We start from the raw sequence: 14,228 nt of genomic DNA on the forward strand, positions 1-14,228 counted from the left end.
GACTTACCCGATATCGACAAAGTGCTAGGTCGGTTCGATCCACCGACAGCGCATGGAGAGCAAATGCCCGAAGAGCCCAAAGCCGTCGTCGTCGAGGGCATCACCAAGTCATTCGGCGACGTCGAAGCACTCCGTGGAATCTCCTTCGAAGTCGAACGAGGCAGCATCCTCGGGATATTGGGCCCCAACGGCGCAGGCAAGACCACAACCGTTGACGTCCTGTCCACACTGCTCACCCCGGATTCCGGACGCGCCACTGTCGCCGGCTTCGACGTCGTGGCAGATGCCGCTCAGGTGCGGGGGCTGATCATGATGACCGGCCAATACGCAGCCATCGACCCCACTCTCACCGGCCGCGAGAACCTGATGTTCTTCGGCAGGATGATGGGGCTCGGTCGCCGCACCGCAAAGCTACGTGCGGACGATCTACTCGAGCGATTCGAACTGACCGAAGCCGGTGTGCGCACGGTCGACGGCTACTCGGGTGGCATGCGCCGACGACTCGACATCGCCTGCGGACTTGTCGTAGAACCCTTGGTGGTCTTTCTCGACGAGCCCACCACAGGCCTCGATCCGCGCAGCCGACAAGGTCTGTGGTCGCTCATCGGCTCACTCAAAGATCTTGGGATCACCACTCTCCTCACCACCCAATATCTCGAAGAAGCCGACGTTCTCAGCGACAACATCATCGTGATCGACAAGGGACGCGTCATCGCCGAAGGCACCTCGGACAGCCTCAAAGCCGAGATCGGTGATCGCTATTGCGAAATCGTGCCGGTCGATCCGGGCGCGATACCCGCCATCATCGAACTGCTGGGCGATCTACTTCCCCCGTCTTACGAGTTCGATCCGTCGACGGCTGCCGGCACGCTGTCCATTCCTGCCGAGTCCGGAGTCGACTTGATGGCCGAAGTCATCGCTCGCACTCGCCACGCCGGTATACGACTCGCCGACATCGGATTGCGAAAGCCGTCACTCGACGATGTGTTCATGACGCTCACCGATCACGAAAACAGCAGCCGTGGTTGACCGATCCGAACTGCGAGTTCCCGAAACCGAATTCGCCGCCCGCACACCCATCCGGCCGGCGCTTCTCCCCCAATGGCTCACCCTGACCGAGCGATCACTGCGATCGATGGTGGCGGAAGGCGAATTCGTCTCGGCTGTCGTCGCGCCTTTGGTGTTCGCACTGGGTTTCTACCTGCCCCTGCGGATCGTGATGGAGGACCGCGGTCTCGACTACGCACAGTTCCTCATGCCGATCATTGTTCTGCAGGCAATGACGTTCACCGCGCTCTCAGCGGCACAACGCTCGGCGATGGACTCAGTTCGAGGTATGAGTAAGCGACTGCAGACCATGCCGGTCGGACCTCTTACCCCCCTGGCTGCACGAATGAGCGTCGCTCTGGTGCGCTCGGCAGTCTCGCTGTTCGCCTCGATCGTCTACGGCTACGTACTCGGCTTCCGATTTGTCGGTCCAAGCGCAAATATCCTGTACTTCTGCGCGTTTGCCTTGGTGTTCAGCCTCGTTCTCTCGCTCGGCGCCGACGCCATCGGATTGCTCTCGAAAAGTCCGGAGGCATCAGGGCAGGCGTTGGTTCTGCCACAGATGATCCTCGGAATGCTGTCCACCGGCTTTGTTCCCGAATCCGGTTTTCCCGAATGGGCCCGACCATTCGCTCGCAACCAGCCGATCTCGCACTTCTCTGCTGCCATGCGTGACATGGCAACCGGAACACTCACCTGGCCGACTCTGGCGCCCGCGTTGCTGTGGGCAGCGGGGTTGGCTGCCGTATTCGTTCCGTTGGCACTATGGGCAGGGGCACGGCGATCATGACCGATTCCACAGCGACGGAAGCTTCCATCCCACCGGCACCGCCGTCGAACACCGCGGCGACGCCCTTCGGTTTTCGCCCGCGTGATCAAGCCCATCACGAGACCTCACTGCGCGCGTTGTCGGTCCAGAGCGGACAACAGTGCAAGCGGATCCTGATCAAGTGGTCACGCGATCCGGTCACCTTGGCGCAGTCGCTGTTGTATCCCGCGCTCATGGTGTTGATGTTCCGACTCGTACTGGGCGAATCGATCTCCGAACGAACCGGAGTGAGCAGCTCGTACGGAATGGTCCCGATGGTTGCGTTGGTGGGAGCCATGGCCGGCGCCTCCGTCAGCGGAATCGGCCTGCGCCGCGAGCTGGCAGGCGGAATGCTCCACAAGTTCTGGACGATGCCGGTGCATCGGTCGTCGGCACTGCTCGGGCGTCTGTGCGCCGAGGTCGTGCGGATCCTCGTCACTACGGTGCTGATCTTCGTCGTCGGAACGTTCATCGGCTTCCGCATCGAGACCGGGATACTCGGTCTGCTCGGAATGCTGGGCGTCGCGGTGCTCTTCGGTATCTCGTTCTCGATCATGGTCACCGCGATTACGCTGCTGACGAACAAGTCGACCATCACCGAATGGATCGCGATCACGACCAATCTGCTGATGTTCTTCAACTCGGGATTCGTTCCGGTAGACGCCTACCCGACGTGGCTCCAGCCCGTCGTGGAGTACCAACCACTCAGCTGCGCAGTCGATGCCATCCGTGGCCTCGCGCTGAACGGCGAGATCGCCCGCCCGATGTTCCTGACCTGTGCGTGGTCCGTCGGTATCCTCGCGGTGTTTCTGCGTCCTGCCGTCATCGGTTACCGCAAAGCGTCCCGCAAGTAGTTCAGAGGTAGTACACGCGGTGGCGCACACTTCCGACAATCCGCCCCCACAGATTCCCGGCATGGAAGAGCCAACGGCCGGTGGGTACCCGCGAGATAAACTGTGGCAGTAGCGGGTTACGCAGGATCAGATAGGCAACGGTGTCTGCCAGCGCGAGCTGACTGCGCCTGGGCATCCCGTACCCGCGGTACTCGGCGTACAACCGAACATCGCCCTCACCACACATCACCGATTGCTGCCAGATCCCGGCCAACGTGTCGCGCTGCCGATAGGCAATCTGCGCGTCGGGGGAATGACCGAAGGACATGCCCGCCAACTGGATCCGCAGACACATGTCGCTGTCTTCGCCACCTCTGGTGAAGGTCTCATCCCAGCCGCCGACCTGTTCGAAGGCTTCTCGCCAGATCCCGAAGCTTCCGCTGAGGCCAACCGGCAGGAATCGGTACAACGAATAACCCTCGTGACGATCCGGCATCTGCCGCCAGGACTGCACCAATTCGCTGTTGATGGACTCGATCTCGGCAGTGCCGGTTACCGCGTCATGTTCGGCCGCCACCCTGACCAACTCCGACAGCCAGTTCGAATGCACCCCGTCGTCGCCGTCGCAGAACGCCAGAAACTGTGCAGAGGTGCTACGCGCGCCGACATTGCGGGCATGCGCGGCGCCAGGGCGATCCGAGGCGTCAACCCGCCGCAGTGCCAACTCCTCGGTTCTCGGATGCCCGGTGAGATACTCGGCAAGCCCGTCGGTGGAACCGTTGTCGGCAACGATCACCTCGAAGGAACCCGAGTAATCCTGTGCCGCCAACGCATCGAGTTGAACGTCGATCATCGCGCGTCCGTTGTGGACCGGAATGATCACGGCCACCGACTCGGGTTTCTTCGGTGCACTCACGAGCGAGATCTCGACAGAACTGCCGCACGGCGCAACACAGCGCCGGGGACCTTTCCTCGTTCACCGCGAGCGGCGCCCCAGAATCCGCGCACAGTCAGATACGTACGGGCCATTCTCTCGGTACCGAACAGCATTGCCCGTCCACGGCTGAGAACGTCCTTGGCCACAGAAACCATGCACCACAGCGGTTCCGTTCGCCAGTACCGCGCGTACATGATCGCGCGGTTTCGCGCGATGTAGTAGTGCCGGAAAGGCGCATCCTCCGTGAACGTAAACCCACCACGTCCCGAACCGAGCACCAAGCGCAGTGGTCGTGGTGGAACCCAGGTGGTCGGCGACCCGAAGCCGTGCTCGATGTCGGTGCCCGGCGTGATCAAGGAATGGACGCCCTTGGCGCGCGCCCGTAAATAGAACTCGGTCTCGACACAATCGATGAACAGTTCTTCTTCGAACAGTCCGACGTGCTCGAGCACTTCCCGGGGCAACAGCATGCCGGACTGGATGGGCTCGAAGGCCAGCGTCAGTCCCCGTTCCGCATGCCAGAACGGAGCCACCTCGCCGTTGATCGTGCTGGTAGCCAGTATCGTTCGATCCAGACCGAGAGACCGAGCCAACTCGAGATGCTCGGACATGCGACGCAGATATCCGTCCGAAAGAACGGTGTCCTGATCCAGCGTCAACACGTGGTCGGCGCCACCGGCCAAAGCCCGCTCGATGCCACGATTGAGGGCGTGCGCAATCCCACGATTGGTGCCCAACTCGATCACTTCGTAGCCCGCTGCGCGGCACTGCCCGAGAACACCGGACACGTCCTTTGTGGACCCGTCGTCCACGACGACAACAACATCGACTTGCTCACGCACAGCCCTGCACGTATCGAGCAAACCTTCCGCCGGATTGAAACTGCTGACCACAGCCGCTGTTGTCATGACCTCTCGTTCCCCAGATTGCTCGCGCCTTGCCGGCCGGACACAGCTGCGTCCACCACTGCCGCCGTGCGAATGACAAACGGCTGCCGCAGAATTGACTGATGATCACCGGGAACACTCTCGATGTGCAGGTCGTCCGGCGCGAGGACTGCCCATAGCTTCGACTCGGCGGCCACGTCTCTGTCCCCGATGTCACCCGGTTCGGATGCGGTGATCACCTGAACGCGGCCCACGTGCCGACTCGGCTCGTATTTCGCCAGCATGCGCCGGCTCAGCTCGTAGTAGACGATCCATTGCGCCGACGCTCGCAGTCGGAACAAGCCTGCAGTCGCGACCAACGAATTCATCAACACCTTGCTCCACAGTCGAGCAAACACGTTCTGCGGCACGTACTCCTGCGGTGTCTCACGCTGCGGCAGTTCGGCCGCAGTGCGGGACTTCGCTCTCTTGCTGATCGGCAGGCGCGCGCTACCGAGTGCTCCCACCTTCGCTGCCACGTCGCCGTCGAGCACCGCATCCAGCAGCACAACTATTTCGACGTGCTCGCCCGCGCGCTCGAGTAACGACGCAATTTCGAGAGCGACAAATCCACCGAATGAGTATCCCCCCAGCCGATACGGACCGTGTGGTTGAACCGTCCGAATCGAACGCAGGGCTCGGGCGGCAGCGGCAGCAATCGTCCGATCCGCGCGACCACGGTGCTCGAGTCCGTGAGATTGGATTCCGTATACCTGTACGCCACTGCGCATTTCCCGCACAAGGTGAGAAAAGACCGCAGCGGGTGCTCCACCACCGGCAACAAGGAAGAGCGCCGGCTCGCTGCCGTCGGTTCGCAGCGGCACCAACGAGGAATCCGAAACCGGCGAACGGCGACGGCCTGCGGAATCGACCAGTTTTGCCAAACCCTCGATGGTCGGCGCCTGCGAGAACTCAGCCGACGAGATCTGAATGTAGAACTGTTCAGCCACTTCCCCGAGCATCTTTGCCGCAGCAAGCGAATCACCACCGAGCGCCGTGAAATCCTCGTCTCGTCCAACCGCTTCGATGCCGAGAATCGGTTGCCAGATGAACGAGAGGAGCGTCTCGGTGGGGCCGCGCAACGGGACCGGTTCGCCGCGCACCGGAACGGGAGGAAGGCCGGCGCGATCCACCTTTCCCCGTTCGTTGCGAGGCAACGCCGCCAGAATCACGATATCGCGTGGCACCATCCACGTCGGGATTCGCTGCCCAAGCGCGCTGCGCACCTCGGCGGCAGACGGCGTCCACTCCGATCCACCGACTGCCACGTAGCCGATCAGAATCGGTTGTGGCACAGTCTTGTCTGCGACAACGACCGCGTCGGACACCCATTCGAGGGAGCGCAACGCCGCTTCCACTTCGGCAGGTTCGACGAGGTAGCCACGGATCTTCACCGCGTCGTCGCTGCGACCGGACAGATGCAGATCACCGTGTTCGTCGAAGCGTCCGAGATCTCCCATCCGGTAGCGCGTCGAACCGTCGGCCTGCACCGCAAATTTCGACACCCCAGACTGGTCTTCGCCGTAGTATCCGTTAGCCAAATACCTTGATACAACGTAAATTTCGCCAATACACCCGACCTCGACGGGGTTCTGATCCGCATCGAGAATCAGAACGTCCTTGTTGGCCGCAGGACGGCCGACCGGGACCACACCGCCTGGAAGCTCTCGATCACTCGGGTACGGATTGAACGCGAGGTGCCCGGTCTCGGAAGATCCGGACCAGCTGCAGTACAACGCATCCGGTCGTAAGTGTGGCCGCAGAGCTGACACGTCAGAGCTGTGAATCGACTCGCCGCACGTTGTCAGAACGCGTAGCGAGGAAAGCGCCGGAGTGTCTCCGGAGGTGAGCTCCGGTAGCCAGGATCTCAGGAATGACGGAGTGCAATGTGCGGTGCTGACGCCGCACTCGGACAACCACTCGGCCAGCCCGGTTGTCGACTCGGTGCGTGGATCCCAGTAGTACAGGCCGGCGCCGTTGAGTAGCGACATCACGATCACGTCCAGTCCGGCACCGAAACTCATCGGCAACAGCATTCCGACGCGATCACCCGGTCCGATCTCGAGTGCTTCCTTCGCTTCGAAGGCCTGGTTTATCCAATTCTCGTGACTGTGCAGAACGCCCTTCGGCTGCCCCGTCGAACCGGACGTGAACACGATAATCGCTGTGTCCTGCGCATTCGGCTCGGGCAGTGTGACGTGCGAAGCCTGCGGGAGTTCGGTCAGCATCGGCACGTCAACGCGCAGTGCGCCGGTCAGCGAGAGGATATGTGTGCGTCGTTGCTCGGGCAGTAGAGGATCGAGCATGATCAGCGGGTGTCCGGAAGCGATGACCGCTAGCGCAGCGACAACAGATTCCGCGCCGGCGCCGGGCTCGAGCGCTATCGCACGCGATGTGTCCGGTTCACAATCGACCAACGCGCGTGCCCATGCTGTCGAGAGCGCGTGCGCCTGCGCAAACGTGAACTCACGATCACGGGTACGCACAGCAACCGCCTCGGGGGTATCGCCGCAGACGGCGTTCCATCTGGCAGTCATCGTCTCGGCATGCACCAGGCAAGGCTAACCTACTGAAATTTTCACAGCATTTTCGCAGTTCATGTCGGCGGCCCAGCGAGTAGCGTCGAACGAGTGAGTACTCGCCTCGGATACCAAATGCCCAATTTCAGCTACGGTGGCCCGGTCAAGGACCTCTTCCCCACCGTCATCGCGCAAGCTCGTGAAGCCGAAGCCGCCGGCTTCGACACCGCGTTCGTGATGGATCACTTCTACCAACTGCCCGGCATCGGAGACCCCGATGCGCCCATGCTCGAGGCGTATTCAGCGCTCTCCGGGCTGGCGACAGCCACCGACACCATTCAGCTGTCCGCCCTCGTTACCGGCAATACGTACCGAAACCCGCCGATGCTCGCCAAGACCGTCACCACACTCGATGTAGTGAGTGGTGGTCGCGCCATCCTCGGTATCGGAGCGGGTTGGTTCGAACTTGAACACGATTCCTTCGGCTACGAGTTCGGCACCTTCACCGAACGGTTCCAGAAACTCGACGAGGCTCTGCAGATCATCGAACCGATGCTCCGCGGCAAACGCCCCACTTTCGACGGCACCTGGTACCACGTCAAGGAAGCCATCAACGAACCCCGCGTCCGCGACGACCTGCCGATTCTGCTCGGTGGCGGCGGCGAGAAAAAGACGTTTGCCCTCGCCGCGCGCTTCGCCGACCACCTCAACATCATCTGTGACCCGTCCGAACTGCCGCGCAAGATGGACGCCATTGCGGCCCGATGCGATGAAGAAGGACGCGACCGCACCACACTCGAAACCAGCTTCCTCACGTTCATGATGATCGACGAGGACGGCGACAAGGCTCGCGCGCATCAGCGAACATTCCTTGCCGAGCGCGGGCTCGACATCACCACGGCGCCGGACGACGTGGTCGCCAAGGCCACCGAGCGTCACTTCGTCGGCAATCCAGACGACGTCGCCGAGCAGGTTCAGACGCGCATCCTCGACCACGGGATCGACGGAGTTGTCATCAACCTCATCACCAACGGCAACGAGCCAGGAATCGTCGACCTGGCCGGGCGGACACTCGGCCCGCTGGTCGGTAAGTAGTAGTTTCCTACTCGCACTTCACGATCGGAACCGGATCGTATTTCACGGTGCGAGTATTCGAGGAAACCTGCGCGCCGGTGGCGTGATCGGTGATCACGCGGGTATCACTCGCCGTGAAGCCGGGCGCGCCACTGGACGCGATACATCCGTCGCCCTTGGGGAGGACCACGGTATTAGGCGATGTAGGAGACGTACGCGGACCGGTGATCGACTCCACGTCGACGGTCTTCGTTCCCCAGATCTTCACTGTCACATTCGATGACGTCGTGATCGTCTGGATCATCACACCGGTCTTCGACGGGTTGCGGAACTGCAGGTCGATCGCCCCGTCGAAGATCGTGGCCTCACGGGCCTCCGGGTACCGCAAGATGTAATAACTGTGCTCGGTGTGCGCGACGTCTTCCATCCCCGCGAAGTACGTTGCGTTGTAGAGCGTCGTCGCCAGCTGGCTGATGCCGCCGCCGACGGCTTTGTCCGGTCGACCGTTGTTGATGATTCCCGATTCCACATACCCCTGGGCAGCGCCCCGAGGTCCGGTGTACTCGTTGAACGAGAACGTTTCTCCCGGTTTGACTATCGCACCGTCGAGCACCGACGCCGCCAACGCGATGTTCACACCGGACGCGTACTCGAAGCCGCCGGTGGTGAACTCACCGATCACTTCCTTGATGCCGAGCGCCTCGGCTCCCTCGGTGGTGAGTGCCGGTGGAACCGGCGCATACACCGCCGGAGTTGCCCGAGAACCCGTGCTGGTCAGCAGAACCGGCAGTTCCTTCACGGTTTCCGGCCAGTTGATCAGGTCGCCGACCACACCCGGAACCACAGTCGGTGCGCCGCCGGCCAACGTGATCGACGCGTCCTTGGGCTGAACCTCCGTCGACACCAATTGCGGTGCCAAGATCTTCACTGCAGCTTCTGTGTTGTACTGCGGCGCCAATCCGCCCGAACCGTCGGGAGCAAACGTCAGAATCTCACCGATCTGGTCGACGCCGACGGTTGCTTCCTTGCCGTCGCGGCCGTTGACTACAACCTCACCGGACACAGCGGGCTGAGCAACGTCCTGCAACGCGCGATCGACACCGGCCTGCGTCACCGTCACGGGGGTGTCTTCCACAGGCAGGTCGACAACGTCGCCCGAGGACCACTCGTCACTGAATGTTGCTGCTGCACCGGGCAGATCGAGGGCACGGCCAACCACCGGCGACACACCAGACGCTTCACCACCGGAAATGACAACAGCACCTTCGACCGGCGCGCGATCACTGGTGGCCGCGACAACCGTCATCGACGCGTCCAATGCCGCCTGATCTACCGTCGACACCACCGGCACCTCACGCGAGCTGAAGAACGAGGTGATCCGGGTGATCGGATTGAGCGGTTGCTCATTCACGCCCGCCAACGTCGCCGACCAGTCCACATCGATACCAGCCGACGCGGGAATGATCGTGGATTCCACATCGTCCGCCCTCACCGTGACCGGTTCGACGAGCTTCGGAGCCAACTCCGCGCGCAGGACTGTCTCCGCGTCGGCCGGCGAGCGGTTACCGATGTCGATCCCGGCAACCTGAGTTCCCCGAGGCGTGTTTCCGGACGACGTGAACACGTCCACCCCGTATGCAAGAACTGCGACCGCAAAAATCCCGCCGACAATCAGAGCGGGCTTGACCCACTTCTTCGACGCGGGCGACTGATCAACTGCCACAGGCTCGGGCGCGACTGCCGGAAGAACCGGTTCGAACTGTTGGGTCGGCTCCGCCGCATTGGCCGGCACTCCGGTATCGGTCGGAACAGTCGGCGGAACAGCCGGGCCAGTCGGAATCTCGGAGTTAGCTGGAACTACCGGAATGACGGTCGTGATCTCGTTGGCCGATTCATCCGGAGCCGACTCGCCCCGGGCTTGCTCCTCTGGAACCGATTGATCCTGAGGTGCTTGATCCGAAGCTGGTTGATCCGACGCTGTTTGGTCGGGCGCTGATCCTTCCGAATCCGACGCGGAGCGCTCGGGAGTGTCGGAGCCGTCCACACCGTTGTTTTTCTCCGGGGGTGAACCGTCTGCGTCACTCACTCGTTTGACTCCTCGCTGCATCGACCGGGGCTGCGGCGCGTACCCAGCACTACTCAACAGGGTATCTGGACATACAAGAGCCCCGCGTTGCTGCCAGGTCGGGGGTCAGGCAGCAGCACGGGGCTGTCTTGAATATCGGTAGCTATCCGTCAGCGTTACAAGGCCACAGAAATTTGTCCGAAAAAGAAAAGGAGATCCGGTCACCCCTCGCGACCGGATCTCCTTCTTCACCACCCCAGACCGGCTGTTACCGCAGGTGAGCGCAGCAATTGCCAGTCACGGGACTACCGCTCGATGATTGCGGTGACGCCCTGTCCGCCCGCTGCACAAATCGAGATAAGACCGCGCCCTGAACCCTTCTCCGCAAGCATTTTTGCGAGAGTCGCCACAATGCGTCCGCCAGTCGCAGCAAACGGGTGTCCGGCGGCCAAAGACGAACCGTTGACGTTGAGTTTGCTGCGATCGATCGAGCCCAATGCGCCGTCGAGGCCCAGGCGTTCCTTGCAGTACTCGTCGGACTCGAAAGCCTGCAGGGTCGCGAGAACAACAGAGGCAAATGCCTCGTGGATTTCGTAGTAGTCGAAGTCCTGCAAGGTGAGCCCGTTGCGGGCCAACAGTCGCGGGATCGCGTACGTCGGCGCCATCAGCAGGCCGTCCTTGCCGTGGACGTAATCGACGGCTGCTGTCTCCGAGTCGACGAGATGCGCGAGGACGGGGAGGTTGCGCTCGGCTGCCCACTCGTCGGTCGAGAGGAGCACAGCAGACGCGCCGTCGGTGAGCGGCGTGGAGTTGCCTGCCGTCATGGTGGCGTCGCCGAGCTTGGTGCCGAATACGGGCTTGAGCGTCGACAGCTTCTCGACGGTCGAACCGGGACGGAGGTTGTCGTCGCGGGTCAGGCCAAGGAACGGGGTGACGAGGTCGTCGAAGAATCCGCGGTCGTATGCGGCTGCCATGTTCTTGTGGCTGGCGGCGGCCAGTTCGTCCTGGTCCTCGCGCTTTACGCCGAATTCCTTGGCGGTGATGGCAGCGTGGTCGCCCATCGACTTTCCGGTGCGCGGCTCGCCGTTACGCGGGATCTCGAGACCGAGCATGCCGGCGCGTACGTTGCCGAGAAGCTTGATGCGGTCGCCCGTCGACTTCGCGCGGTTGAGGGACAGCAGGAACTCACGAGCCTGATCGTTGACGCCGATCGGGGCGTCGGACGTGGTGTCGGTACCGCCGCCGATGCCTGAGTCGATACGCCCGGCCGAGATGGCGTCGCCGACTGCGACGATCGACTGCAGGCCGGTGCCACAGGCCTGCTGAAGGTCGTACGCGGGTGTGTACGGGCTCAACGCACTCCCGAGAACCGACTCACGGATGAGATTGAAATCACGGCTGTGCTTGAGGACCGCGCCGCCGACGACCATGCCGAGTTGCTCACCCTGCAGGTTGAAACGGCTCACCAGTCCGTCGAGCGTGGCGGTGAACATGTCCTGATTGGACGCCTGCGCGTAGGCCTTGTCCGAACGGGCGAAAGGAATGCGATTGCCACCGACGATGGCAACGCGGCGGCGCTGACCTGCAGGCTTTGCGGCCGGCGTCGTTTTGGCTGCGGATTGTGCGTTCGAACGGGCTTTGCTGGTCACTTGCGTCTCCAAGGATGGTGCGATTACCTGTTGAAGACTATTCTTACTCAGTAGTAAGTTACTTGTCTATCGCCACATCCGATTCGGATACACGGCGCAAGGCACACCGAAACACGACAGAAGGTAGGACCGTGGCAGCCAGCAAGGGAGCTCCCGACCTCTATTCACAGTTCCTCTCGTCCGGCCCCGGCGCGTTCATCGCGTCGAAGGCAGGCCTGCCAAGGCCCGAGAACCTGCGCCGCTACAAAGCCGGGGAACCGCCGTTGGCCGGACCGGTCCTCATCGGCGGTAAAGGCCGACTCGTAGAACCTCTGCGCGTCTTGCTCTCCGATTACCCCGCCGCGCAGGCCCACGACACCACCTTCGGCGCGCTGGTATTCGACGCCACCGGCATCACACAGGTCACCGAACTCGAGCAGCTGTTCGAGTTCTTCCAGCCCGTGATCCGCAATCTCGCATCATGCGCTCGCGTTGTTGTACTGGGCACGACGCCCGAAGAGACGTCGAGCGTCGACGAGCATGTCGCGCAGCGAGCTCTCGAAGGCTTCACCCGCAGCGTCGGCAAGGAGATCAAGCGCGGCTCCACCGCGCAGCTCGTCTACGTCTCCCCCAAGGCATCCACCGGCCTTTCGGGCGTCGAATCGACTCTGCGCTTTCTGCTTTCGGCCAAGTCCGCATTTGTCGACGGCCAGGTCATCGTCGTCGGAGATGAAGATTCCGTTGCGCCGGCCAACTGGGACAAGCCGCTCGACGGCAAGGTAGCCGTTGTCACCGGCGCGGCCCGCGGCATCGGCGCCACCATCGCCGAGGTCCTCGCCCGCGACGGCGCGCACGTGATCTGCGCCGACATCCCCGCTGCGGGAGAAGCACTTTCGGCCACCGCCAACAAGGTCGGCGGAACCTCCCTCGCACTCGACGTCACGGCAGACGACGCAGCCGAGGTCCTCGCGGCGCATCTGCTGGAGCGTCACGGCGGCGCCGACATCATCGTCCACAACGCCGGAATCACCCGCGACAAAACCCTCGCCAACATGGACGAAGGCCGCTGGAACATGGTTATCGGCGTCAATCTTCTTGCACCGCAGAAGATCACCGAGCACCTTGTCGCGAAGGGCGCACTCAAGGAAGGCGGACGCGTCGTCGACGTGTCCTCCATCGCCGGTATCGCCGGCAACCGCGGCCAGACCAACTACGGAACCTCCAAGGCCGGCGTCATCGGCCTCGTCCACGCCGAAGCTCCGGTCCTGGCACAGAAGAACATCACCATCAACGCGGTAGCACCCGGCTTCATCGAAACCGCCATGACCGCAGCCATCCCCTTCGCGACCCGCGAAGCCGGCCGCCGCATGAGCTCCCTGCTGCAAGGCGGCGAAACCGTCGACGTCGCCGAGACGGTCGCCTACTTCGCCAGCCCGGCATCCAATGCCGTTACGGGACAGGTTGTTCGCGTGTGCGGCCAGAGCCTCCTGGGAGCATGATGGCAGCCAAGACCGTCGCACTCACCGAGCAACCCAAAACCCTCGACATCTACTCCCGCGCAGTGCTCGGGTTGATGCCGTGGAACAAGTCGGACTCGCGCTCGGTGCCGCAGCAGAGAATCACCCTCACCGGGCTGAAGGTCGACACCGACAATCTGGCCGCGTACTGCCGAGTCACGGGTCTGAGATTCGGCGATTCACTGCCGATCACCTACCCATTCACCTTGGCATTCCCGACGGTGATGAAACTGATGGTGTCGAAGGAATTCCCCTTCCCCGCAGTCGGTTCCGTGCACGCCGGGAACGTCATCGAATCACTGCGCCCCATCTCCGTGAGCGAACCGCTTGATCTCTCGGTGCACGCCGAGAACCTGCGCGAGCATCGCAAGGGTCTGCTGATCGACGTGATCACCGAAATCCGGGTGGGGCGGGAACTGGTGTGGCGTCAGACGTCGTCGTTCCTCAACCAGCAGAAGACCTCACTGTCCGGCGAAGCCCGACCGGAACCGAAGGCCGACGAGGTTCCGCCGATGCCGATGACCACCATCCGCGTCGACCAGACCACGATCAGCAAGTACGCATCCATTTCCGGGGACCGCAACCCCATCCACGTCTCGTCCCTGGGCGCCAAGGCTTTCGGGTTCCCGAAGACCATCGCTCACGGAATGTGGAGCGCCGCGGCACTGTTGCGAACCGTCGAAGGCGATGTGGCCGACACGGTCACGTACAGTGTGCGATTCGGTAAGCCGATTCTGCTGCCGGCAACCCTGAACGCGTACGCCGATCGCGTCGGCGACGGTTGGGATCTGGCGCTACTGCACCCGAAGAAGGGCTACCCGCACGTCACAGCGACGCTGCGCTGAGCCTGGTTTTCACCCGCCCCATTTGAGCG

11 protein-coding genes are annotated in these 14,228 nt (G+C 62.5%); 6 read left to right on the plus strand and 5 right to left on the minus strand.

Annotation, left to right across the window (positions count from 1 at the left end; translation table 11 throughout):
- Window positions 1-63: 63 nt before the first annotated feature.
- From C7T36_RS08130 to C7T36_RS08140, 3 genes are read left to right on the plus strand one after another with little or no spacing between them, the layout of a single operon-like run.
- Complete coding sequence (locus C7T36_RS08130) at window positions 64-1,029, plus strand: daunorubicin resistance protein DrrA family ABC transporter ATP-binding protein (RefSeq protein ID WP_045064598.1); 966 nt, start codon at window positions 64-66, stop codon at window positions 1,027-1,029.
- Window positions 1,022-1,837, plus strand: a complete 816-nt coding sequence (locus C7T36_RS08135) for an ABC transporter permease (RefSeq protein WP_045064601.1) — start codon at window positions 1,022-1,024, stop codon at window positions 1,835-1,837. Before C7T36_RS08130 ends, C7T36_RS08135 begins: the two co-directional genes overlap by 8 nt.
- Window positions 1,834-2,709 (plus strand): ABC transporter permease, encoded by an 876-nt coding sequence (locus C7T36_RS08140; RefSeq protein WP_045066674.1) that lies wholly within the window; start codon window positions 1,834-1,836, stop codon window positions 2,707-2,709. The genes C7T36_RS08135 and C7T36_RS08140 overlap by 4 nt, the downstream gene beginning before the upstream one ends.
- Window position 2,710: 1 nt before the next feature.
- On the opposite strand, the gene C7T36_RS30485 is transcribed toward C7T36_RS08140, so the two are convergent.
- The 3 genes from C7T36_RS30485 to C7T36_RS08150 are packed head-to-tail and all read right to left on the minus strand — an operon-like array spanning window position 2,711 to window position 7,103.
- Window positions 2,711-3,604: a glycosyltransferase family 2 protein gene (locus C7T36_RS30485; RefSeq protein ID WP_239654621.1), complete on the minus strand. Its 894-nt coding sequence runs from the start codon at window positions 3,602-3,604 to the stop codon at window positions 2,711-2,713.
- Window positions 3,601-4,533, minus strand: a complete 933-nt coding sequence (locus tag C7T36_RS30490; protein ID WP_045064603.1) for a glycosyltransferase — start codon at window positions 4,531-4,533, stop codon at window positions 3,601-3,603. The genes C7T36_RS30485 and C7T36_RS30490 overlap by 4 nt, the downstream gene beginning before the upstream one ends.
- Entirely contained in the window at window positions 4,530-7,103 is a 2,574-nt protein-coding gene (locus C7T36_RS08150; RefSeq protein WP_052683357.1) for an AMP-binding protein, read from the minus strand. The genes C7T36_RS30490 and C7T36_RS08150 overlap by 4 nt, the downstream gene beginning before the upstream one ends.
- Before the next feature lie 78 nt (window positions 7,104-7,181).
- Here C7T36_RS08150 and C7T36_RS08155 point away from each other — a divergent pair, with 78 nt between their 5' ends.
- The gene (locus C7T36_RS08155) at window positions 7,182-8,165 is read left to right on the plus strand and encodes an LLM class F420-dependent oxidoreductase (protein ID WP_033231695.1); all 984 of its coding nucleotides are present in this window, start codon (window positions 7,182-7,184) and stop codon (window positions 8,163-8,165) included.
- A 7-nt stretch (window positions 8,166-8,172) separates the two neighbouring features.
- Here C7T36_RS08155 and C7T36_RS08160 read toward each other — a convergent pair whose 3' ends face one another.
- Window positions 8,173-10,230: a VanW family protein gene (locus tag C7T36_RS08160; RefSeq protein WP_375128457.1), complete on the minus strand. Its 2,058-nt coding sequence runs from the start codon at window positions 10,228-10,230 to the stop codon at window positions 8,173-8,175.
- Between the two features lie 284 nt (window positions 10,231-10,514).
- Window positions 10,515-11,858, minus strand: coding sequence for an acetyl-CoA C-acetyltransferase (locus tag C7T36_RS08165; RefSeq protein WP_033231696.1), 1,344 nt, complete (start codon window positions 11,856-11,858; stop codon window positions 10,515-10,517).
- Window positions 11,859-11,989: 131 nt separating this feature from the next.
- Here C7T36_RS08165 and C7T36_RS08170 point away from each other — a divergent pair, with 131 nt between their 5' ends.
- Both C7T36_RS08170 and C7T36_RS08175 read left to right on the plus strand, forming a co-directional pair.
- A complete protein-coding gene (locus C7T36_RS08170) occupies window positions 11,990-13,336 on the plus strand; it encodes a 3-oxoacyl-ACP reductase (RefSeq protein WP_033231697.1) in 1,347 nt (448 codons plus the stop codon).
- Entirely contained in the window at window positions 13,336-14,199 is an 864-nt protein-coding gene (locus tag C7T36_RS08175) for a MaoC/PaaZ C-terminal domain-containing protein (protein WP_045064614.1), read from the plus strand. Before C7T36_RS08170 ends, C7T36_RS08175 begins: the two co-directional genes overlap by 1 nt.
- The last annotated feature ends 29 nt before the right edge of the window (window positions 14,200-14,228 follow it).

The organism is Rhodococcus sp. AD45-ID (assembly GCF_003023755.1).
Classification (GTDB): domain Bacteria; phylum Actinomycetota; class Actinomycetes; order Mycobacteriales; family Mycobacteriaceae; genus Rhodococcus_F; species Rhodococcus_F globerula.

Excerpts from the sequence above, each read along its gene's own strand:
- C7T36_RS08130 (WP_045064598.1), top strand. The coding sequence starts at position 64 with ATGCCCGAAGAGCCCAAAGCCGTCGTCGTCGAGGGCATCACCAAGTCA.
- C7T36_RS08140 (WP_045066674.1), top strand. The coding sequence starts at position 1,834 with ATGACCGATTCCACAGCGACGGAAGCTTCCATCCCACCGGCACCGCCG.
- C7T36_RS30490 (WP_045064603.1), bottom strand. The coding sequence starts at position 4,533 with ATGACAACAGCGGCTGTGGTCAGCAGTTTCAATCCGGCGGAAGGTTTG.
- C7T36_RS08175 (WP_045064614.1), top strand. The coding sequence starts at position 13,336 with ATGGCAGCCAAGACCGTCGCACTCACCGAGCAACCCAAAACCCTCGAC.